The organism is uncultured Tenacibaculum sp. (assembly GCF_947494125.1).
In the GTDB taxonomy this organism is placed as follows: domain Bacteria; phylum Bacteroidota; class Bacteroidia; order Flavobacteriales; family Flavobacteriaceae; genus Polaribacter.
Genome location: NZ_CANLTU010000002.1, coordinates 202276 through 225724, shown reverse-complemented (window position 1 = coordinate 225724; position 23449 = coordinate 202276). Strand labels below are relative to the sequence as shown.

The window sequence follows — 23449 nt, the reverse complement described above, 5'->3', positions numbered from 1 at the left end:
CCTTTATCCTAACCAAGCATTCATCATCCATAATGTTTTTTCTTGCTCTGAAATAAAATCACTCATCATAGAATTTGTACCTTCATCATCTGCTTCGTCTGCTAATTCTAATATTGATCGCTCTATTTTTAGTAATTCTGACAATGAGTTTACAACTAAATTTACAGCTTCTTCATCATTTGATATGTTTTTACCTACTTGTACTTTTGATAACGCTGAATAATCATTAAAAGTATGCAAAGGAGTTCCTTGTAATGTTAATATTCTTTCAGCAATTAAATCAACTTTCTCTTGTGCATCTGTGTAAAACTCCTCAAATTTAACATGCAATTCGAAAAAATTTTTCCCTTTAATATTCCAATGTAGGCCTCTTACATTTTGATAATACACTTGAAAATTTGCTAGTAAAGTATTTAATTCCTTAACTAATTCTTCTGTTTTATTCTTATCTAAACCTAAAACTGTTGTGTTCATATTATATTTTGTTTTTCTTAATTTTCTACATCAAAATTACCGCAACTTTTATTTAAAAAACTATAAGATCTATTGATAGTTTTAATATCTTTATCAAAAATTTTTATACATGACAATTACACAACTTAAATATACCCTTGCTGTTGCTGAATACAAAAACTTTACCATAGCAGCAGAGCATTGTTTTGTTACACAACCCACTTTAAGTATGCAAATTCAAAAATTGGAAGATGAATTAGACGCTAAAATATTTAACCGCTCTAAAAAACCAATTGAATTAACCGAAGTAGGTAAAAAAATAGTTGAACAAGCTAAAGTTATTGTTGATGAAAGTAATCGTATCCTTGACATTGTACATCAACAAAAAGGTTATGTTGGAGGTGAATTTAAACTTGGAATAATTCCTACTATTATGCCTACCTTATTACCAATGTTTTTAAAAACATTTAGTAGAAGTTATCCTAAGGTTCAATTAATAATAGAAGAATTAACTACAGAAGAAATTGTTAGGAAACTAATGGACGGTCATATCGATGCTGCCTTGGCTGCTACTCCATTAGAAAATGAAGCCATAAAAGAACGTGTTTTATATTACGAACCTTTTGTTGGTTTAATACCTAGCGAACATCGTTTATTTGAAAAAAAGAAAATAGAAGTTGACGATTTAGAAGTTGATGATATACTATTGTTAGAGGACGGGCATTGTTTTAAAGACAGTGTTATTAATTTATGTAGAACAACTAAAAGAAGCTCTACAAATCATTTTCAATTAGAAAGTGGAAGCTTTGATACTTTAATAAAACTATCAAAAGATGGCTTAGGTATGACTTTATTACCATACTTAAACACTTTAGATTTAAACGAAAAAGATAGAGAGCATTTAAGAGAGTTTGAAACGCCACCTCCTGCAAGAGAAGTCAGTTTAATTTACCACAAGTCTCAATTAAAAATGCAATTAATTGAAGCGTTAAAGAGCACAATTGATGGTGTAATTAGAGGAGCAATAGCTTTTAGTGATGTAGAAATAATTAGTCCTTTAAACAAAAATTAAACAATAAAAAATCCCGCAAATTGCGGGATTTTTTATTTAAAATTTATATTCTGATAAAGGTTTAGGAAAATCTTCAGGATTTGCAGCTAAATGATAACGAGGATCATCTACCGCTTCTTCAATTACTCCTGTAAAAATAGGACTTGCCTTATATAGTAATACTTTACAATCTTCACTTAAATGTTTTAATGTAACTTTTTTACCAGCTGCTTCATATTTTTCTACCAACCCAAAAATAGCTTCAATTGCAGAATGATCTGCAACTCTTGATTCAACAAAATCAATTTCTACATTTTCTGGATCATTTTTAATATCAAATTTTGCGTTAAAATCTGTAATACTTCCAAAGAATAATGGACCCCAAATTTCATATACCTTGGTTCCATCTTCTTTTAATCGTTTTCTTGCTCTAATTTTCTTAGCACTTGACCAAGCAAAAGATAATGCTGAGATGATAACACCAACAAATACTGCAATTGCTAAATCAAAAATTACTGTTACTGCTGATACTATAATTAAAACAAATACATCTGACTTCGGAATTTTATTCATAATTCTAAAACTAGACCATGCAAAAGTTTCAATAACCATCATAAACATAACACCTACTAAAGCTGCAATAGGAACTTGCTCTATGTATTTATCAGCAAAAAGAATAAAAGTTAATAAGGTTAACGACATCATTACTCCCGATAATCTTCCTCTACCACCTGCATTAATATTGATTACAGTCTGTCCAATCATACCACAACCACCAGTACCACCAAATAAACCGCTTACCATATTTCCTGCTCCTTGTGCCACACACTCTTTATTTCCATTCCCTCTAGTATCAGTTAATTCATCAACCAAATTCATCGTCATTAACGTTTCTATTAAACCAACAGAAGCAGCTAAGAAAGCATAAGGTGCTATAAACTTTAAGGTATCTAAATTAAAAGGTAGGTTGCTCCAAAGTTCAAGTAAATTAAGTTTTTTAGAAATTTCATCAATCCCATTTAAACCAGCTCCTCCTCCATCTCTAATGAAATCTCCAACATTAATTGAGCTTAAACCACTAAAAATTGAAATTAAGGTAACTATTAAAATAGCAGTTAATGCTGCAGGTATTTTTGTAGTTAATTTTGGTAAACCCCATACAATAAGCATTGTTAATAAAACCAAGCCTATCATAATATAAAGCTTTTCTCCTTGCATTGTAGATTTTACTACCCCACTATCTTTTACAGAGTAAAAACCATTATCTTTTATATTAAAAACAACTTTTTTCGTTATTGGATCAAAAACCTGACCTTCAGAAATTACAAATACTTCTTTATTTGTTTGATTATTTACAACTGACTTTTCTTTTATTGAATATAAAACAGTTCCTGATAATACATCTTTTACTTCATTATTACTTACGTTATAAACTAACTCTTTCTCAATAGTTTTACGCTTGTTCTGTCCATAAAAATCTTTTGAATTTTCTGTAAACATTCCCAATTGAGCCATAAAAATAACTATAGCTAATCCGTTTACAAATCCCATCATTACAGGATGCGGTATTAATCTTACAAATTTACCTAACTTTAAAACTCCTGCTAGTACTTGTATAATCCCCATTAAAACAACAGCAGCTAACAAATAAAAGTACCCCATATTTTCTACAGGATTGTCAAATAAAAGTCCTTTCGCATGTCCTTCTTGAATCATATGAACAAAAATAACAGCTACAGCACCAGCTGCACCTGAAATAAGCCCTGGTCTACCTCCAAAAATTGCTGAGATTATTCCTACTACAAAAGCTCCAAATAATGCTACTATTGGGCTAATTTGTGCTACGAAAGCAAAAGCTACCACTTCTGGTATCATAGCTAAAGAAACTGTAATACCCGCTAAAGTATCATCTTTAACGTTAATCTTCTTACTCTTAATGTATTTCATCATAATATCAACAGGTATATTCTAAAAGTTGGCAAATGTAAAGATAATTTTATTCATATAGTTTTATGTTTCATTAACTTTAATTTTGTGGACGCATTTTTTTGCTTTATTTTTGAACGTTGAACTATCAAGCCAATTTGATAGCAACCAATGAGCAGAAAAACATTACTTACATCAAAAGAAATTCAAATCATTCTGCATCGATTAGCCTGTCAGTTAATCGAAAACCATAACAATTTCTCTAATACTGTACTGATAGGACTTCAACCTAGAGGAACATACTTAGCAAAACGCTTAGCTAAATTGTTAACGGATGATTATGGAATACAAAATCTTCAATTGGGTTTATTAGATATTACTTTTTATCGAGATGATTTTCGTAGAAGAGATGAACCTTTAGAAGCTACATCAACTCAAATTGACTTTTTAATTGAAGGTAAAAAAGTTGTTATTATTGATGATGTATTGTATTCTGGAAGAAGTGTACGAAGTGCTTTAACAGCAATTCAATCCTATGGAAGACCTGAAAACATTGAATTATTAGTGTTAATTGACCGTCGTTTTAGCCGTCACCTTCCAATTCAGCCAAATTATAGAGGAAGACAAGTTGATGCTATAAATAACGAGAAGGTTGTTGTTAATTGGCAAGAAACTCATAAAGAAGATACTATTTACCTTGAACCCAAGCAAGCTAAGCTTGACTAGTTATGATTATAAAAATAAACTAAAATGAAGCAGTTAAGCGTTGAACATTTATTAGGTATTAAATACCTTAACAAAACAGACTTAGAGCTTATTTTTGAAACTGCTTCTCATTTTAAAGAAGTTATTAACCGCCCTATTAAAAAAGTTCCTTCTTTACGTGATATTACCATTGCTAATTTATTTTTTGAAAATAGTACTCGTACTAAGTTATCGTTTGAATTAGCTGAAAAACGTTTATCGGCAGATGTAATTAATTTTTCTGCTGGACAATCATCCGTAAAAAAAGGAGAAACCTTAATCGATACTGTTAACAATATTTTATCAATGAAAGTTGATATTGTTGTCATGCGTCATGCAAATGTAGGTGCTGGTATTTTCTTATCTAAACATGTAGATGCTAAAATTATTAATGCTGGTGACGGTACGCATGAGCATCCAACACAAGCATTACTAGACAGTTTCTCAATGCGTGAAGCTTTAAACAGTAATTTAAAAGGAAAAAAAATAGTTATTGTTGGAGATGTTTTACATTCTCGTGTAGCATTATCAAATATTTTCGCATTACAATTACAAGGTGCAAAAGTTAAAGTTTGTGGCCCAACAACTTTAATTCCAAGGTATATTTCTAGTTTAGGTGTTGAGGTGGAAACTAATTTAAAGAAAGCTTTAGACTGGTGTGATGTTGCAAATGTTTTACGTGTTCAACATGAACGAATGGATATTAAATACTTTCCTTCTACTAGAGAATACACTCAATTATTTGGTATTAATAAAGAGATATTAGATAATCTTGGTAAGAAAATTGTTATTATGCATCCTGGACCTATAAACAGAGGAGTTGAATTAACAAGCGATGTTGCCGATAGCGATCAATCTATTATTTTAAATCAAGTAGAAAACGGAGTTGCTACACGTATGGCTGTTATATATTTGTTAGCCCAACAGATAAAAAGATAATAATGATAATAGAAAATAAAAAGGAATATATTTTAATACATTCTGATGACAATACTTTCTCTGATTTTTTATTAAAATTTGAAAAAGAGCATGTTAATCTTAAGGAAAAACACCTAGTTATTAAAATTTCAGAAAAAAATAACACTTCTATAGAGAATATTTTATTATTTTTGAAATACGCTCACATGCATCAAATAAATGGCACATCTTTTGTAATCATAGTAAAGGATGTGAATATTGATGAATTTCCAGAGTCATTAAACATTGTTCCAACACTAGTTGAAGCAGAAGATATTATTGAAATGGAAAATATTCAGCGTGATTTAGGTTTTTAACCTAATTATTCAAATCCCCTAAAAACGAGTAACCTATGGTAAAAAAAATACTTTTATTATTTTTATTCTCAATAACATTATCTAGTTTTTCTCAAGAAAAACAGGTAGATAAGTTAGTTGCTTCACCTAATCCCTTTACCAATAACACAACTATTTCTTTTAATTCTAAAAGCGAACAAGTTGTTATTTTTACTGTTAGAAATGTGTTAGGCAAAACAGTGTATAAAAAAGAATTAAATATTTCTAAAGGACGTAACTCTTATCCTTTTAATCGTGATGATTTAAAATCTGGCATGTATATTTATGCAATACAAAGTAATAAGAACATTATTTCTAAACGTTTTGTTATAAAATAAATGAGTTTGCATTTAACTATTTTAGGATGCCACTCTGCTACCCCTAGAGTTAATGCACACCCTACATCTCAGTATTTAGAAATTAATAATCGCCATTTTTTAATCGATTGTGGAGAAGGCACTCAAAGACAAATGAGAAAATATAAGATTGGTTTTTCTAAAATCAATCACATATTTATCTCTCATTTACATGGAGATCATTTTTTTGGATTAATTGGCTTAATATCTACATTTGGAATACTTAACCGAGAAAAAGACTTACATATTTATGGTCCTAAAGGAATTAAAGAAGTTACAGTACTTCAGTTAAAAATTTCTAAATCTTGGACCAGATACAATATTGTTTTTCATGAATTAGATTCAAAAGAAAGTGAATTAATTTTTGAAGATGATAAAATATCTGTTCACACCATTCCCTTAGACCATAGAGTATATACTAATGGTTTTTTATTTAAAGAAAAATCAAAACCAAGAAAATTGCATATTGAAAATATTCAGCAATATGATGAAATAGATACTTGTGATTTTCATAATATAAAAGCTGGGAAAGACTTTATATTATCTACAGGAGAAATTGTTCCTAATAGTGAATTAACAATTGACCCTCCAAAACCAAAAAGTTATGCTTTTTGTAGTGATACTGCTTTTAAACCTGGTATAATACCTATTATTAAAGATGTTAACCTATTGTATCATGAAGCTACTTTTTTAAAAGACAGAGAAGATTTGTGTGAAAAAACCAAACATTCAACAGCTGAACAAGCTGCTACTATTGCTAACGAAGCAAATGTAGGTAAGTTAATTATTGGACATTATTCTAGTAGGTATTCGAATTTAAAAGACTTTAAAAAAGAAGCACAAACAGTTTTTAATAATGTTGAATTAGCCGAAGCTGGCAAACAATACTCTACAAACTCTTTCCCTATAGAAATTTTAAATTAATATTGATTGGTTGATAATAAAACCAAAGTACAAGCTACTTCAGCCTTAATTCCTTTTTCCTTTAACATTTTTGAGAACTCAAAATTTTCAGTACCAGGATTAAAAATTACTCTTCTAGGATTTAATTTTAATATATAATTATAATATTCTTCTTGTCTTTTCGGATTCAAATATAAAGTAACGGTATCAATATTTTCAAACACTATTTTTTCAGTTATAATATCAATATTATTTACTTTTCCTTTTCTCAAACCTATAGCTAGAATTTTGATTGCTCTCTCACTCAATCTTTTAAGAGCAATGTTAGAATACTTATTTGGATTTAAAGATGCTCCGAGAACTAAAGTTATTGCTTTCATAGTTGTTAATAATACGTTAAACTCTGTTAAATGAAGTAACAAAAGTAATCAATAAGTAGTCTATTAGGCATCAAAACAATTCAAAAACAAACAAAATGAGAAACATATTACTAATACTTTTAACAGCATTCAGTGTAAATTTATTTGCTCAAATGCCTAAAAGTAACTTACCAAAACCTGGTTCCATATCCGGTAAAGTCATTGACCAAACAACTAAAGAACCACTACCTTACGTTAACATTATAATCAAAGATACTGCTAATAAAATTTTAACTGGTGGTATTACTAACGACAATGGTACTTTTTCAATAAAAAATATTCCTGAAGGTAAAAATATGGTTGAGGTTCAATTTATTGGATATAAAACTGTAACGAAACCAATAATTATAAATAATAAAAGAAGAAAAATTAACCTAGGAACTATTTCTTTAACAGAAGATTCTACCACTCTTGAAGAGGTTGAGGTAAGAGCGGAAACATCTTCTGTAACTCAAAAAGTTGATAGAAAAGTAATTAATGTTGGTAAAGATTTAACTTCTGCAGGTGCAACTGCATCTGAATTATTAAACAATGTGCAATCTGTAAGCGTAGATAGTCAATCTGGTAATATTAGCTTAAGAGGTAATGAAAACGTACGTGTATTAGTTGATGGAAAACCTACAAATATTCCTGCTGCTCAACTATTAAAACAAATTCCATCAACTTCAATTAAAAGTGTTGAATTAATTACCAATCCTTCAGCAAAATATAACCCAGAAGGAATGAGTGGTATTATTAATATTGTTTTAAATAAAAATGCTAACATGGGCTTTAACGGTTCTGTTAATACTGGACTTGAAGTTGGACATTATGTACGTTACAATGCATCTACCAACATGAACTATAAAACTGGAAAAGTTAACTTTTTTGGGAATTATGGATTTAATGGTGGAGACCGTTACAACTTTGGTTATGTTAATAGACCAGGTGTAAACAATCAAGATTTTATTTTTAAGAATGATAATCAATCACATCTTTTCAAATTTGGAGCAGATATTTATTTAAACGATAAAAATACTTTATCTTTTTATACAACTCAAAATTGGTTTGATAGTAAAGCTAGTGGACGTGCTAAAATTTTTGACGGAGCTGGCACCTTGACTGCACACTCACCTAATACTCAAACATCTGATAGTCATAACCAAACTTATAACGTTAACTTTAAGCATGATTTTGAAAAGAAAGGTCATAATATAGAACTTGAAGCAACTTATTCTAAAAACGAATCTCCTAATTTATTAGATAATGACTTTTTATTAAACACTCAACAAGACTATATTAATGATATTAATAATAATAGAAACAATACATTAATTAACTTAGACTACACAAATCCAGTATCTAAAAATGGTAAATTAGAATTAGGGTTTGAATATAGAGTTAATAAAACTGATAATACTAACTTAACTACTCAAGTTGGATTTAGCAATTCTTCATTTACTTATGATAGAGATATTTTCTCTGGGTATGTAAATTATGGTCACAAATTCGGTAAAGTAACCATGCAATTAGGTGCTCGTTTAGAAAACTATGAAATTGAAGGGGTTTTTAACCAAGTAGGGCAACCATCGGCAACAGTTACAGATAAAATATTCTCAGTATATCCTTCAGCATTTTTCACTTATAACCCAACGGATAAAAATCAATTTCAATTAAGTTATAGTAGAAGAGTTGATAGACCTGGAATTGGACAATTAAACCCAATTAGAGAATGGAGTACACCATTAATTACATCAGTAGGTAATCCTAATTTAGTTCCTCAATTTACAAACTCTCTTGAGATTAATTATACTAGAAGAATTAAAGGTGGTTCAGTTACATTTGGAACTTTCTATAGAAATATTAATGATGTAATTAATAGAGCAACATATGAAGATCCTAGTGATCCAAACAGACAAATTTTAACACATGCTAATTTTGATGATACTGATGCATATGGTTTAGAATTCTCTACAAATTACAGAATAGCAAAATGGTGGAGAGCTAATGCTAGTATGGATTTTTACTCTCAAAAACAATTTGGGACGAATGATATTAGTAACCCAACTGCTCCAAGAAGAGAAGTAAAAACTGAAATTTTTAATGCTAGAATTAGTAATAGTTTTACGGTTTCAAAGAAATTACGTTTACAATTATTCGCTATGTATAGAGGGCCAAGAAAAGACATCCAATGGGATGTAGATCCAATGACAATGGTTAACTTAGGCGCTAACTATAGTGTCTTAAAAGGAAAAGGAAATTTTACTTTTAGAGTAAATGATATTTTTAACACTATGCGTTTTAAATTTAACTCAACAAATCCTTTTGTACAAAACGGACGTTTTAAATGGGAAAGTAGAACTACTTATTTAGGATTCAACTATAGATTTGGTGGAGGGAAAAACAAAGCTAAACGTAGAAGAAATAGAGATAATAATGAAAAAAGTGGTGGCGGTGGCTTTATGTAAGAGTCCTACTACTTAAAAACAAAAAAACCGAAGTTTATGACTTCGGTTTTTTTGTTTTTAATTTAATAATTAATTACCAACGAATCACAACTGACCCCCAAGTAAATCCGCTACCAAAAGCAGCTAATACTACTAAATCATTATCTTTTATTTTTCCTTTCTCCCAAGCTTCAGTTAATGCTATAATAACAGAAGCTGCAGTAGTATTACCGTACTTCATAATATTATTATATACTTTATCATCAGAAAGTTGAAATTTCTTTTGAATAAACTGTGCGATACGTAAATTTGCTTGATGTGGTATTAACATATCAATATCGTCTTTCTCTAATCCATTCGCTTGTAATCCTTCAATAATTGCTTCAGAAAAACGCCCTATTGCATGTTTAAATACAAATTGTCCGTTCATATATGGGTAATAAGAAACATCATCTGGATCATTCTTTTCTAATATTTCCGGTACCCAACGACTTGTTGACGGGCCTTCTAAAACCAGCTCTTTTGCATGCTTTCCTTCTGAGTGCAAATGAGAAGATAAAATACCTTTTCCTTTTTCTTCAGAACGAGAAAGTACAGCAGCTCCCGCTCCATCTCCAAAAATTACAGTTACACCTCTTCCTCTAGTAGATTTCTCCAATCCTCCAGAATGATTCTCAGCTCCAATTACTAAAATGTTTTTATACATTCCTGTTTTAATAAACTGATCTGCTACTGACATAGCATATATAAAACCTGAACACTGATTACGTACATCTAATGCTCCAATAGTTGGCATATCTAACATTTCTTGTACTTGTACCCCACCCCCAGGAAAATACATATCAGGACTTAGAGTTGCAAAAACAATAAAATCTATATCGTCTTTAGTTAAGCCAGCTCTTTCAATTGCAATTCTAGATGCTTTTGCCCCCATAACAGCAGTTGTATCTCCTGTTTTTGGATCAATCCATCTACGCTCTTTAATTCCTGTTCTTTCTTGAATCCATTCATCAGAAGTATCCATAAACTCTTTTAAGTCATTATTAGTAACCACATTATCTGGCACATAATAACCTAATCCTGTTATTTTTGAATTATACATATTTTAATGTTGATTTTTTTGATTTTTCTACTCTCAAAAGTAGCAATTAATTTATAATGTAACAATGCTCTTAATATATTTGTATGCATAAATACATCTTTATATACCAAATACAAATCAATTATTGCAACTCACACAACTCTTTATTTAAAATTTGTCCATTTTAAAAAAAAGTATTTTCTTAGAGGTCTATGCCCCTTAAAAAAACATTCCAATTAATTTTATTTATTTTATCTGCTGAAATAATTTATGCGCTACCTTATGTATTCATAAGAATTTTTAGGCCTACTTTTTTATATGCTTTTGATATTTCAAATACTAATATAGGCTACTGCTATACTATATATGGTATTATTGCCTTAGTTTCTTATTTTTTCGGAGGAATTATAGCAGATAAATATCAACCTAAATACTTAATGAGTTTAGCTTTGTTTTTAACTGGCTTAGGAGGTTTTTTTTGGGTTCTTTTCCCATCGTTAACTACACTTTACATTTTATATGCTTATTGGGGTGTTACTACTATTCTACTATTTTGGTCTCCCTTAATAAAAGCTACACGCATATGGGGAGGTAATGATAAACAAATAACTGGTTTTGGTTTTTTAGAAGGAGGTAGAGGAATTGTAGCTGCAATTATAGGTACTTTAGGCGTTTTTCTTTTTTCTTATACTATTCCAGAAACAAATCTATCGAAGATCCAATTACAAACAGCAATGAATAAAGTATACCTTATTATTTCTATTTTAAGTATACTTTTAGCTGGTCTATTTTTATTACTCCCAAATTATAGTAATGAAGAAAAAAGTAAAATAATAACAACTAAAAGTTATAAATATAACATTTTAGAATCTTTTAAATATCCTGTCATATGGATATTAATGTTAATTATTTTATCCGCTTATACCGGTTTTAGAATTGGGGATATTTTCACACAATATGTCAGTGAAATATATAATTACAATGAAAAAGAATCAGCTTCTTTAGGGGTTGCTTTTGCTTATTTAAGACCCTTAATTTGTTTAGTTGTAATTTTTTTAGCTAAAGATAAAACTCCTACAAAATGGCTAATTATAGGTTTTACTATTATGGCAATTGGTAGCTTATTTTTAACATTAAGTCTTAATTTATCAATAACATATATTGCTGGTTTAACTTCTTTAGTTAGTACCCTAATTGGAGTTTATGTTATAAGAGTTGTGTATTTTACTATTTTAGAAGAAACAAATATTCCTTTAACCATTACAGGAACAGTTATAGGTCTAATATCTATATTTTGCTTTCTTCCGGATATTTTCACGGGACCTTTAATTGGATATTATTTAGATGAAATTGGAGGTGAAGTTGGTTATCAATATTTATTTATTTTCCTTTTAGCGAACTCTATAATTGGTTTACTAGCTTCAATATTTTTACATAAGACGATGAAACTAAGAAGATAATTCTGTCATCTTGTCACAAAACTTTATTTGGTATTTTTTTTGACTACTCTATCATCAGAAAATAATATCAAACAAAATATATAATTATGAGTAAAGGAAACATTAATGTATCGGTAGAAAATATATTTCCACTGATTAAAAAATTCTTGTATTCTGATCACGAAATCTTTTTACGTGAGTTAATTTCAAACGGAACAGATGCTACCACAAAGTTAAAACACCTTATTTCAATTGGTGAAGCTAAAACTGAATTAGGTAATGCTAAGATTGAAATTAGCATTAATAAAGATGCAAAAACTTTAACTATTAAAGATCAAGGTTTAGGTATGACAGCTGATGAGGTTGAAAAATACATTAACCAAATTGCCTTTTCTGGAGCTGAAGAGTTTTTAGATAAATATAAAGATGATAAAAACGAAACTGGTGTAATTGGTCACTTTGGTTTAGGTTTTTATTCGGCTTTTATGGTAGCTGATAAGGTTGAATTAATTACAAAATCTTTTAAAGATGAGCCAGCAGCTCATTGGACATGTGATGGTTCTCCAGAATTTACTTTAGAAGCTCATGATAAAGCTGATAGAGGAACTGAAATCGTTTTACACATTGCTGAAGATTCTTTAGAGTTTTTAGAAGAAAGCAAGATTTCTGGTTTATTAAATAAATACAATCGTTTTAACCAAGTGCCAATTAAATTTGGAACTAAAAAAGTAAACGATCCTGATTTTACGCCTCAAACTACAACGGATGCTGAAGGTAAAGAAACAACAGAGCCTCATAAACAAATTGAAGTTGACGCAATTATCAACAATACAAATCCTGCTTGGACAAAAGCTCCAGCTGATTTAAATGATGAAGATTACACAAACTTTTATAGAGAGTTGTATCCAATGCAATTCGAAGAATCTTTATTTCATATTCACTTAAATGTAGATTACCCATTTAACTTAACTGGAATTTTATTCTTCCCTAAGTTATCTCAGAATTTAGACATGCAAAAGGATAAAATCCAATTGTATCAAAACCAAGTTTTTGTAACTGATAACGTTGAAGGAATTGTACCTGACTTTTTACAGATGTTAAAAGGTGTTATCGATTCTCCAGACATTCCATTAAATGTTTCTCGTTCTGGTTTACAAGCAGATGGAGCAGTAAAGAAAATCTCTGGTTATATCACTAAAAAAGTAGCTGACAAACTAAGCTCTTTATTCAAAAAAGATCGTGAAGATTTTGAGAAAAAATGGAACGATATCAAAGTTATTATTGAATACGGAATGTTATCGGAAGATAAATTCTTTGACAAGGCTAAGAAATTTGCTTTATATCCAACAGTAAACGATACGTTTTTTACATTTGAGGAATTAGTTGAAAAAACTAAAGACATACAAACTGACAAAGATGGTAATCACGTAATTTTATACGCTTCCAACAAAGATGCACAACACAGTTATATTCAAGATGCAACAGCTAAAGGATATGAAGTATTAGTGTTAGATTCTCCAATTGTATCGCATTTAATGCAAAAACTAGAAACTTCTGGTGAAACTAAAGTTCAATTTACACGTGTAGATGCTGACCATATTGATAATTTAATTAAGAAAGATGATACTGTTATTTCGAAGCTTTCTGACGAAGAAAAAGAGAAGTTAAAACCAGTTATCGAAGGAGCAGTTAATAACACTAATTATACAGTTCAATTAGAATCTATGGATTCTTCTAGCTCTCCTTTCTTAATCACTGTTCCAGAATTTATGCGTCGTATGAAAGAAATGCAAGCTTCTGGTGGTGGAGGTGGAATGATGGGAATGGGTAATTTACCAGAAATGTACAATTTAGTAGTAAATACCAATCACCCTTTAGTTTCTGAAATTTTAAATGCAAACGAAGATGATCAAAAGCGTTTAACAACGCAAGCATTTGACTTAGCTAAATTATCTCAAAACTTATTACATGGTGAAGAATTAACAAACTTTATCAAGCGTAGCTACGAATTAATAAAATAGTAAAATTACTATTTTATGTTTGCAACAAATCATAAATTTAAAGCCTCTTTGTTTAATTCAAAAGAGGCTTTTATTATTTCTAAAAAATGAAACCAAAGCTAGAAAAAGGGTTAATTAAAATTATAGAAAGTGACAAATGGATGATTACTATTCTGAAAACTGTTAGAGATTTAAATTTGAATGACTCTTGGATAGGCGCTGGATTTATTAGAAATAAAATTTGGGATGAAAAACACAGGAATCAACGAACAAAGTTGAACGATATTGATGTAATATATTTTGACAAAAACAAGTCTTCTAAAAAACATGACTTATTAATTGAAAACAAACTAAAACTTATAGACCCTATATTAAATTGGTCGGTAAAAAACCAATTCAGAATGAATATTAGAAATGGTCATGAGCCATATTCTAATTGTGAAAAAGCAATTTCTTTTTGGCCAGAAACTGCTACTGCTATAGCCATAAGAATAACACAAAAAAACAAAATTGAATATATAGCGCCTTATGGTTTAGAAGATCTTTTTAATCTTATGGTTATTCCAACCCCCAAATTTAATCTTACTATATACAATAACAGAATCAAAAAGAAAATGTGGAGTGAAAAATGGCCTAAACTATCTATAAAACTTAAATATGAAAGTTAATTTCTTATTTTATTAATTAGAGTTAATACTTCTTTTTAATCAAATTCTAAAACAATAGAAGTAAGCTAAAAAATTAAGTTTTCTTTAACGTAAAGAACAATTTCATCTCTAATAATTTCTAATACATTTGTTGCATATTTTATATAGTAGAGTATAATGTATAATAGGTTGGGGAACTTATTATTTAATATAAAAGAATCCTAGAATCTAGGGTTCTTTTTTTTTATTATTTATTTTAAAGATTTGTGTTTAATCTTATATTTTTAAAAGAATATTTCTCTCCTAAAAAGCTTTAAATTTAAATATCTTTGTAATTTATAAATTAATCATAAGAATGCTAAAAAGAATTCCTAATTATATTAAGTTCCTTTCCTTAAATACATTTTTTTTACTCTTGTATATCTTTACTTTTAGAGTACTTTTTTTTAATTTCTTTACAGGTTTAAGTAAAGCCTCCTCTTCTGAAGTATACAAGGCTTTTTTATTAGGTTTACGATTTGACATTAAATTAGCTTCAATTAGCTTTCTTCCCTTAGCTATTTTACTATTCATTGTTAATCATCGTTTTTTTAAATACCGCTTTTATAAAATATTTAGTTCAATATATATAATAACCGTTTACTTAATTATTACCTTATTTCATCTTTTTGATTTTGGCTATTACGATTATTTAAACATTCGTTTAGATGCTGCTTCTTTGCGGTTTTTAAGTAATTTAAAAATATCTACTCAAGTACTTTTTGAAAGTTATCCTGTTTTTAAAGGTCTATTTGCTTTTATCATACTTACATTCATATTGTATAAGTTCTCAAACTGGTTATACAATATATTTACTTTTAATAACGAAAATAGTTCTAAAAAAAAGAAAGCTTTTTTTATAATAATTCCATTTCTTTTATTCGCCTTTGGAATTTATAACAGTTTCACTCACTATCCTTTACGATGGAGCCAAGCTTTTTTCTCAAAAAACACAGCCGTAAATCAATTTGCATTAAATCCTGTTTTGTATTTTTTTGATAGTTTTAAATTTAGAAATGAAGGTTTTGATATTGAAAAAACAAAAAAGTATTACCCTTCTATTGCTAAAGAGTTAGGTTTACCAAAAGACAACTTGTCTTTTGAAAGAAAAAATATTAAAAATGATACTTTAACAAATAAACCAAATGTGGTTATTGTTATGTTAGAATCTCTAGGTGTTGTTCCAATGAGTTATTATGGAAATCCAATAAATACAACTCCTAAAATAGATAGCTTACTAAATAAAAGTGTTAGTTTTTCTAACTTTTATGTTCATAAATCTGGTACAGCAGCAAGTGTTTTTGCTAGTATTACAGGTTTACCCGATATAGATGGTATTAGAACAGCATCAAGAAACCCAAGAATAATAGATCAAAGGATTGTCTTTGATCAGTTTAAAGGTTATGAAAAGTTATATTTCTTGGGAGGGAGTGCCAATTGGGCAAACATTAGAGGTGTTTTTCAATCAAATATAAATGGATTAAAAATATTTGAAGAAGGGAGTTTTAAAACTGAAAAAAGAGCAGATGTTTGGGGTATTGATGATTATGAACTTTTTAAAGAGTCTGATTTAGAACTTCGAGAACTACATAAAAAAGAAAAACCTTTTATTGCGTATATTCAAACAGCAACCAATCATATGCCTTTTACTGTTCCTGAACAAAAAGAGAGCTATAAACCCTTAAAAGAAAATGAAATACCTCCTTCTTTACTTAAAGAAGCTGGCTTTGATGGTATTAAGCGTTTAAATGCCTTACGTTATTTAGATTTTAATGTAAACAAGTTTTTAAAACGCGCTAAAAAATCTGGATATTATGATAATACAATTTTTCTGTTTTTTGGAGACCATAACACATCTATGAGTCATGTAAATAAATTTAAAAAATTATATGACTATAAATTAAACCTTCATAATGTACCTTTTTTTATACATGCTCCTAAATATATTAAACCAAGTAAAATTAAGAAGTACACAAACTTAATTGATATACTACCTACAGCTGCCAGCTTAGCTAATATTGAATATACAAATTATACTTTAGGAAGTAATGCCCTTGATAAAAATAGTAACGCAAACTTTGCCTTTCTTTATCAAAAAATAAAAGGAGAACCTGCAATAACTCTTTTAAAAGATTCATTACAATATTCTAAAACTATACATAGTAATTATAGTCATTTATATAATATGAATACTGATAAAGAAAAAGTGGATATCAAAAAAAACTATCCAAATTTGTATAAAAAAATGGATAGTTTAACGAATGCTATTTATTATAGTACAAAATATTTATACTATAACAACAAAAAAAATTAATTGAATATTTTTAAATTCAAATATTTATATAAATGATATGATAAACAACCTATTATTGTACCGTTTATAAAACCAAATAATATATCTAAAGGAAAATGTACTCCTAAATACAATCTACTATAAGCAAAGATCAAAGGAAAAAATGCTAATAGTTTAATATAGTTTGTATACTCTTTTAAAAGCATAATTATAAAGATAGCTACTACTGTAGATGTTGTTGCATGTCCAGATGTAAAGCTATAACTCTGAGGCTTTATTAATGTTCTTAAAACCTCTTTAATCTCTGGGTCATTATTGGGTCTCAATCTTTCAAAAACTCCTCTAATTACATTAGTAATTTGGTCTGAAAAAGTAATTAGTAAAGCTATAAATACAACTGTAAAAATCCCTTTTTTTAATCCTAAAAATTTAAATACTAAAAAGAGTATTAATATAAATAACGGTGTCCAAGAAAATTGGTTGGTTATTGTTAACCAAATTCCATCCCATTGCTCATTCCCTAAACTATTTAAGAAAATTAAAAGCTCTTTATCTTTTTGAATTATATAATCTAACAAACCTATTTACCTACTTTTAATACTTCTATTTCAAAAATTAAATCAGATTTAGAAGGAATAGGCCCCAATTCTCTTTCTCCGTAACCTAAATAATAAGGAATAAAAAATCTTTTTTTGTCTCCTTCTCTCATTCCTTTTACACCTTCTTTCCATCCTGCTATTAGAGGTAAATTAGGGTCATCAATAGTAAATGTAAATGGCTTGGCTTTATCCAAACTAGAATCAATCTTCTTTCCATTTTGCAAATATAATGTATAGTGCACCGTAGTAGGAATAGCTGAATTTACTTTCTTACCATTTCCTTTTTGGATTTCTAAGACTTTTAACCCAGAATCTGTTGTTTTAGATTTATAATAACCTTTCTCTTCTAAAAATTTTCTTTTCTTTTCTTTAATAGCTCTTTCTCTTTCTTTTTTTCTTTCTTCTACATTTGCTATTTCGCTTTCAAAAACAATAGGAGCATCAAATTTCTTAGCTTCTCCTCCAACACGTATAATTTCAACTTTATTAATATAATCGTTTTGCTTAATAGTATCAACTATATTTTGCCCCTTTTGTACTATTCCAAAAATTGTATGTTTACCATTTAACCAAGGTGTTTCTTTATGCGTAATAAAAAACTGACTTGAATTAGATGCTGGTCCAGAATTAGCCATAGATAATACTCCTGGCCCATCATGTTTATATATTAATTTTGCATCTTGATCTAAAGGAAATTCATCATCAAACTTGTACCCCGTGTCACCTGCTCCAGTTCCAGTTATATCTCCACCTTGAATCATAAAGTCTTTAATTACTCTGTGAAATTTTGTTCCATCATAATAAGGTTTTCCTTTTAATGAATCTGTTATTTTAGGATTACTACCTTCTGCTAACGACACAAAATTAGCAACTGTCATAGGAACTTCCTTTTCATGTAACTTAATCAAAATATCTCCGCGGTTTGTTTGTATATCAGCATATATTCCATTTTCTAAATCAGGATATTTTATTGATTTACAAGCCGAAAATAGCACAACAACTGCTATTAAAATTTTAAATAATTTCATTTATTTTATTTTAGGTTTCTCTTATAAACAATCAATTAGGTTAGTAACACATACTAACCTAATTGATTTTCACTTATTTATATTTTTTATTACTTAGATTCAAGTAATTCTACTTCAAAAACTAAAGCTGAAAAAGGTTTAATTTTTGCCCCTCTTTGTTGAGGTCCATATGCTAACTCTTGAGGAATAAAGAATTTGTATTTAGCTCCAGGTTTCATTAACTGTAAACCTTCTGTCCACCCTTTAATAACTTGGTTTACTCCAAACTCACTTGGTTGTCCTCTATCTACAGAACTATCAAAAACAGTTCCGTCGGTTAATGTTCCGTGATAATGTACTTTTACACGTGAAGTTGCAGTAGGAGCCTCTCCTTTTCCTTCTTTTAACACTATATATTGTAAACCACTATTTGTAGTTTTAACCCCTTCTTTTGTTTTATTTTCAGCTAAGAACTTTTCACCTTCTTTTTTATATTCTCCAAAGTCTTTTTCAGCTTTTTTAGCTTGCTCTTCTTGTTGTTTCTTCATTTTTTCTTGTTGTTTCTTTTGAAAAAATGATTGTAAAATAAAATTGATATCTTTTGATTCAACTAAAAGATTGGTAGAATCAATTCCATTTTTAAATCCTTGAACAAATAAATCTTGATTCATTTCATCGAAACTTGTCTTAATTTTATTTGCCATATCTAATCCAAGAGCGTAACTAACAGAATCAACTTCTGTTGCTAATGAATTACTAGATTTAAACTGGCTAGTATTATTACTACATGAAACAATTGATAAACCTACAACTGTAACTGCTAAAATTTTGGTTAATTTCATTTTTTATTTATTTGATTTTATATCTATTAATGTTACTGTACTTTTTATTGGCTGATTAACAGCTATCTTATTTCCATCTCCTGTAACTCCAAAAGCACTATATGATGGAATCACAAATGTAATAGTTTCTCCTTTTTTCATCAACTTTATTCCTTCTTGTAAAGCTGGAATAAAATCTTCTTTATCAATTTTATAACTTTTTTGTTCTTTTTCATATATAATAGTACCATTCAAATCAGTAATATCATAAGAAATTAAAACATGATCTTCAAAAGCTGGTTTTATAGTATTTACTGAATCTTTATTATTATAAGTATACCAAAAACCTTGAGAAGCTATTTCATATTTATTAATTGTATCTTTTAAAATCCAATTTTCAATATATTTTTTCTCTAAAGCGTTTAATTTTTTATTCTTCTCTATAATTTCCTTGTAAAAATCATTAGTCCCTTGCTTTTTAGGCCTCCTTGCCTCCGGTTTCTTACAAGAAACTATTCCTAAGACCAACAAAGAAAAAAAAATAATTCTAAACTTCATAAGATGTTTCTAATTCGTTTTTATATTTAGGTAACAACGCTGTAAACATAGTAATAGTATCTTCCATAGATTCTAAACTTTTTCCTCCTGCTGCATTATCATGCCCTCCTCCATTAAAATAATTTCTAGCAAACTGATTTACAGAAAACTTACCTTTACTACGAAGCGACATTTTTATTATTCCTTGCTCTTTATCTTCAATAAAAATAGCTGCAAATACAATCCCTTTCAAAGATAATGCATAATTAACAACTCCTTCGGTATCACCTTTCTCGTAATTAAATCGTTTCTTTTCTTCTTCTGATAAGGTTATAAATGCTGTTTTATAATCAGGCAAAACTTTCATATTACTTAATGCCTGACCTAACAACAATAATCTGTTATAAGAGTTTGCATCGTGTACATTACTATGAATTTTATCGTTTTCAGCACCTTTATCTATTAAGTCTGCAATAATACGGTGCGTAGTACTTGTTGTAGACCTAAATCGGAAAGAACCCGTATCTGTCATTATTCCAGTATACAAACAAGTAGCAATGTTTTTATCAATCAAATTAACATCTCCCATCATTTCTATAAAATTATAGACCATTTGACAGGTTGATGACATTGTCGTATCTGAATACATATATTCAAAATCATCTGGTTGTTGATGATGATCGATTAATGCAAAGTTGTTTTTATACTTCTCTAAAGTATTTTGCATATCGCCTCCTACCCTATGAAAAGCATTAAAATCTAGCAAAAAAATAATTTCAGATTTGTCTAAAGCTTTTACACTCTGCGTATTTTGACGATCGAAACGCTTAACAGTTTCCGAGCCTGGAATCCAGTGTAAAAAATCTGGATATTCATTAGGCATTAACACCTGAGTAGTATGTCCTTTTTTATCAAAATAGTGCTTCAATCCTAAGGTAGATCCTACTGCATCACCATCTGGATTTCTATGACCTATTATCACAATATTTTTAGGTTCTGATAAAAATTCTTGTAGTTCTTTAAAGTGTTTTAAAATCATAAGTGGCGAAGATACAATTAAATTAAAAAAATTATGTAATTTCGCGCCGATTTGTGCGAAGTTCGCACTTACATTTTTTATTTACTTTATTTATAGAAACTTATAATAATGGCAACAAATAGAACTTTTACAATGATTAAACCAGATGGTGTTGAAAACGGACATACTGGTGCAATTTTAGACAAAATTAATGCTGCAGGTTTTAGAATCGTAGCAATGAAAAAAACTCAAATGACGAAGCGTGATGCTGAAGCTTTTTATGCTGTGCACAACGAGCGTCCTTTCTTTGGTGAATTAGTTGAGTTTATGACTCGTGGACCAATTATCGCTGCGATCTTAGAAAAAGATAACGCTGTTGAAGACTTTAGAACTTTAATTGGTGCTACTAATCCAGCTGAAGCTGCTGAAGGAACTATTCGTAAAATGTTTGCTACTTCTATTGGAGAAAATGCAGTACACGGTTCTGATTCTGATGAAAATGCAGCTATCGAAGGTGCTTTCCATTTTTCTGGTAGAGAAATGTTTTAAGGAAAACACTTTTTTAAATATATTTAAAACTCGTTACTTAATTGTGACGAGTTTTTTATTTTTAACTTATTATATAATAAATTCACCCGTATTTTACTGAATAAAAGAGATTCTATTTTATGCAAAAGAAAGATCAAATTATAAATCTATTAGACAATTTAATTGATTTACTGAAAGAAGAAGAACAAGAAAACTGGGTCTTATTTTTTTCAAAAATCAAATACGATTTAAATCAAAATAAAAATCTTAACACCTCTACTTCTGACATCCTTAATGTTTATGCTGGAATGGGATCTTTTAATGACGTATATTTAACAAAGAACTTAAATAATAATATTGATTTTTTAAACCTAAAAAATCAATTATGGAAATTAACTACTAGCTTAAAAATTGAATTAAGAAAAAACTAAACCAGCATCAATTTCTTAACCAAATCCTCTCCCATCTCTTCATTAATCATTCGTACAATTTTATCTTTCCCATAGCTTAACTCTTCTCGCAATACTGAAGACGACAAGCAAATAATTAAAGTTCCATTTTGTAATTTTACTTCAGTAGTATAAGATGCAACACCAGCTCCCATTAATTTCTCCCACGCCTCTTCAATATGAATTTTCTGAAAACCCTTATTTAATTTACCCTCTTTAATATAACTACCTAATAAATCTTTTATTGAAAAACTATCGCTTTCTCTTTTTGCCATTACTACTTGATAAAATATTTTTAATTTAATTTAAAAATTTGATACTCTTGATTACTCTGTTTAATTACATTCTCTGTACGTTCAAAATGCGTATCCGTTATAAAAATCTGACCAAAAGCATCGTTATTAACTAGATCAACAATTTGAGCTACTCTATTTTCATCAAGTTTATCAAAAATATCATCTAGTAACAAAATTGGTGTTACGTTCGACTGCTTTTTAATAAACTCAAACTGTGCTAATTTCAGCGCTATTAAATACGATTTTTGTTGTCCTTGAGAACCAAACTTTTTTATTGGATACTCTCCTATTTCAAAATTTAAATCGTCTTTATGTATTCCAGCGGAGGTGTATTGCAACATCCTATCTTTTTCTAAATTCTGAACAAGTAAATCTGCTAAAGGCAATTCATGTAACTGACTCTTATAACGTAAATTCACTTCCTCTTTAGCTCCTGATATAATTTGATGCTTCTCATTAAAAATAGGTACAAACTCTTCTAAAAAAGTTTTTCTCTTTGTATAAATAACGGTTCCGTACTCAACTAATTGCTCATCGTACACCTTTAAATTTAAGGCATCAAAAGTTCTATTCGCTGCGAAGTACTTTAACAACGCATTTCGTTGACTTACAGTTTTATTATATGAGATTAATGTTTGTAGATATTTTTTATCCTGTTGAGATATTACACCATCAATAAACTTCCTTCGTGTATCACTTCCTTCTACAATTAAATCTCTATCTGCAGGCGAAATAATAACTAGTGGTAATTGCCCAATATGCTCAGAAAACTTGTCGTACGCTTTTCCGTTACGTTTTAAAACTTTTTTCTGCCCTCTTTTTAAAGAACAAACAATTTTCTCATTTCTATCATTTAATAAATAATCACCTTCTATCATAAAAAATTCTTGACCATGTCGAATATTCTGACCAGCAACAGAATTAAAATAACTTTTTGCAAATGATAAATAATAAATAGCGTCTAAAACATTGGTTTTCCCAATACCATTGTTCCCTACAAAGCAATTTATTTTCTTTTGAAAATCAAAAGTTTGAGTTTCAATGTTCTTAAAATTGACCAAAGATATTTTTTGCAAATACATGAATGATTGTTATTATCAGAAAAGAAAGCGCAAATTATTGAAA

General features: G+C 29.0%; 24 protein-coding genes. 13 read left to right on the top strand and 11 right to left on the bottom strand.

Features of this window, described 5'->3' with window-relative positions:
- Positions 1–3: 3 nt before the first annotated feature.
- Entirely contained in the window at positions 4–474 is a 471-nt protein-coding gene (locus tag Q0881_RS04485) for a Dps family protein (protein WP_299157269.1), read from the bottom strand.
- 109 nt (positions 475–583) lie between these two features.
- On the opposite strand from Q0881_RS04485, the gene Q0881_RS04480 reads away from it, so the two are divergent.
- Positions 584–1525, top strand: a complete 942-nt coding sequence (locus Q0881_RS04480; protein WP_299157268.1) for a hydrogen peroxide-inducible genes activator — start codon at positions 584–586, stop codon at positions 1523–1525.
- Positions 1526–1561: 36 nt separating this feature from the next.
- Here the strand turns inward: Q0881_RS04480 and Q0881_RS04475 are convergent, their stop codons facing one another.
- Entirely contained in the window at positions 1562–3454 is a 1893-nt protein-coding gene (locus tag Q0881_RS04475; protein WP_299157267.1) for a SulP family inorganic anion transporter, read from the bottom strand.
- 147 nt (positions 3455–3601) lie between these two features.
- Between Q0881_RS04475 and pyrR the strand changes: the two genes are divergently transcribed.
- From pyrR to Q0881_RS04450, 5 genes are read left to right on the top strand one after another with little or no spacing between them, the layout of a single operon-like run.
- Complete coding sequence (gene pyrR / locus Q0881_RS04470) at positions 3602–4156, top strand: bifunctional pyr operon transcriptional regulator/uracil phosphoribosyltransferase PyrR (RefSeq protein ID WP_299157266.1); 555 nt, start codon at positions 3602–3604, stop codon at positions 4154–4156.
- A 24-nt stretch (positions 4157–4180) separates the two neighbouring features.
- Entirely contained in the window at positions 4181–5113 is a 933-nt protein-coding gene (locus Q0881_RS04465; protein WP_299157265.1) for an aspartate carbamoyltransferase catalytic subunit, read from the top strand.
- Between the two features lie 2 nt (positions 5114–5115).
- Positions 5116–5448 (top strand): hypothetical protein, encoded by a 333-nt coding sequence (locus tag Q0881_RS04460; protein ID WP_299157264.1) that lies wholly within the window; start codon positions 5116–5118, stop codon positions 5446–5448.
- 35 nt (positions 5449–5483) lie between these two features.
- Positions 5484–5804 carry a T9SS type A sorting domain-containing protein gene (locus Q0881_RS04455; protein WP_299157263.1) on the top strand — a complete coding sequence of 107 codons (321 nt, stop codon included), beginning with the start codon at positions 5484–5486 and terminating at the stop codon, positions 5802–5804.
- On the top strand, positions 5805–6746 hold the full coding sequence (locus Q0881_RS04450; RefSeq protein ID WP_299157262.1) for a ribonuclease Z: 942 nt from the start codon (positions 5805–5807) through the stop codon (positions 6744–6746).
- On the opposite strand, the gene Q0881_RS04445 is transcribed toward Q0881_RS04450, so the two are convergent.
- A complete protein-coding gene (locus Q0881_RS04445; protein ID WP_299157261.1) occupies positions 6743–7105 on the bottom strand; it encodes a CoA-binding protein in 363 nt (120 codons plus the stop codon). The two genes, Q0881_RS04450 and Q0881_RS04445, sit on opposite strands and share 4 nt — an antisense overlap.
- Positions 7106–7200: 95 nt before the next feature.
- On the opposite strand from Q0881_RS04445, the gene Q0881_RS04440 reads away from it, so the two are divergent.
- A complete protein-coding gene (locus Q0881_RS04440; RefSeq protein ID WP_299157260.1) occupies positions 7201–9591 on the top strand; it encodes a TonB-dependent receptor in 2391 nt (796 codons plus the stop codon).
- Positions 9592–9664: 73 nt separating this feature from the next.
- On the opposite strand, the gene Q0881_RS04435 is transcribed toward Q0881_RS04440, so the two are convergent.
- Positions 9665–10672 carry a beta-ketoacyl-ACP synthase III gene (locus tag Q0881_RS04435; RefSeq protein ID WP_299157259.1) on the bottom strand — a complete coding sequence of 336 codons (1008 nt, stop codon included), beginning with the start codon at positions 10670–10672 and terminating at the stop codon, positions 9665–9667.
- Between the two features lie 191 nt (positions 10673–10863).
- Here Q0881_RS04435 and Q0881_RS04430 point away from each other — a divergent pair, with 191 nt between their 5' ends.
- From Q0881_RS04430 to Q0881_RS04415, 4 genes are all read left to right on the top strand, one after another.
- On the top strand, positions 10864–12111 hold the full coding sequence (locus Q0881_RS04430) for an MFS transporter (protein ID WP_299157258.1): 1248 nt from the start codon (positions 10864–10866) through the stop codon (positions 12109–12111).
- A gap of 86 nt (positions 12112–12197) precedes the next feature.
- The gene (gene htpG / locus Q0881_RS04425) at positions 12198–14111 is read left to right on the top strand and encodes a molecular chaperone HtpG (RefSeq protein ID WP_299157257.1); all 1914 of its coding nucleotides are present in this window, start codon (positions 12198–12200) and stop codon (positions 14109–14111) included.
- 86 nt (positions 14112–14197) lie between these two features.
- The gene (locus Q0881_RS04420) at positions 14198–14758 is read left to right on the top strand and encodes a nucleotidyltransferase family protein (RefSeq protein ID WP_299157256.1); all 561 of its coding nucleotides are present in this window, start codon (positions 14198–14200) and stop codon (positions 14756–14758) included.
- Positions 14759–15092: 334 nt separating this feature from the next.
- Positions 15093–17090, top strand: coding sequence for an LTA synthase family protein (locus tag Q0881_RS04415; protein ID WP_299157255.1), 1998 nt, complete (start codon positions 15093–15095; stop codon positions 17088–17090).
- Here Q0881_RS04415 and Q0881_RS04410 read toward each other — a convergent pair.
- The 5 genes from Q0881_RS04410 to Q0881_RS04390 all read right to left on the bottom strand — a co-directional run bounded on the left by Q0881_RS04410 (position 17087) and on the right by Q0881_RS04390 (position 21072).
- Positions 17087–17647 (bottom strand): phosphatase PAP2 family protein, encoded by a 561-nt coding sequence (locus Q0881_RS04410; RefSeq protein WP_299157254.1) that lies wholly within the window; start codon positions 17645–17647, stop codon positions 17087–17089. The two genes, Q0881_RS04415 and Q0881_RS04410, sit on opposite strands and share 4 nt — an antisense overlap.
- Positions 17648–17649: 2 nt before the next feature.
- Positions 17650–18696, bottom strand: a complete 1047-nt coding sequence (locus tag Q0881_RS04405) for a peptidylprolyl isomerase (RefSeq protein ID WP_299157253.1) — start codon at positions 18694–18696, stop codon at positions 17650–17652.
- An 89-nt stretch (positions 18697–18785) separates the two neighbouring features.
- A complete protein-coding gene (locus Q0881_RS04400; protein WP_299157252.1) occupies positions 18786–19517 on the bottom strand; it encodes an FKBP-type peptidyl-prolyl cis-trans isomerase in 732 nt (243 codons plus the stop codon).
- Positions 19518–19520: 3 nt separating this feature from the next.
- On the bottom strand, positions 19521–20054 hold the full coding sequence (gene gldI / locus Q0881_RS04395; RefSeq protein ID WP_299157251.1) for a gliding motility-associated peptidyl-prolyl isomerase GldI: 534 nt from the start codon (positions 20052–20054) through the stop codon (positions 19521–19523).
- Entirely contained in the window at positions 20044–21072 is a 1029-nt protein-coding gene (locus Q0881_RS04390; protein WP_299157250.1) for a bifunctional oligoribonuclease/PAP phosphatase NrnA, read from the bottom strand. The genes gldI and Q0881_RS04390 overlap by 11 nt, the downstream gene beginning before the upstream one ends.
- A gap of 108 nt (positions 21073–21180) precedes the next feature.
- On the opposite strand from Q0881_RS04390, the gene Q0881_RS04385 reads away from it, so the two are divergent.
- On the top strand, positions 21181–21600 hold the full coding sequence (locus Q0881_RS04385; protein WP_068703581.1) for a nucleoside-diphosphate kinase: 420 nt from the start codon (positions 21181–21183) through the stop codon (positions 21598–21600).
- A 119-nt stretch (positions 21601–21719) separates the two neighbouring features.
- On the top strand, positions 21720–22010 hold the full coding sequence (locus tag Q0881_RS04380; RefSeq protein ID WP_299157249.1) for a hypothetical protein: 291 nt from the start codon (positions 21720–21722) through the stop codon (positions 22008–22010).
- Here the strand turns inward: Q0881_RS04380 and Q0881_RS04375 are convergent.
- A complete protein-coding gene (locus tag Q0881_RS04375) occupies positions 22007–22303 on the bottom strand; it encodes a DUF721 domain-containing protein (RefSeq protein ID WP_299157248.1) in 297 nt (98 codons plus the stop codon). The genes Q0881_RS04380 and Q0881_RS04375 overlap by 4 nt on opposite strands.
- A 20-nt stretch (positions 22304–22323) precedes the next feature.
- Entirely contained in the window at positions 22324–23406 is a 1083-nt protein-coding gene (locus Q0881_RS04370; protein ID WP_299157247.1) for a DNA replication/repair protein RecF, read from the bottom strand.
- Positions 23407–23449 lie beyond the last annotated feature (43 nt).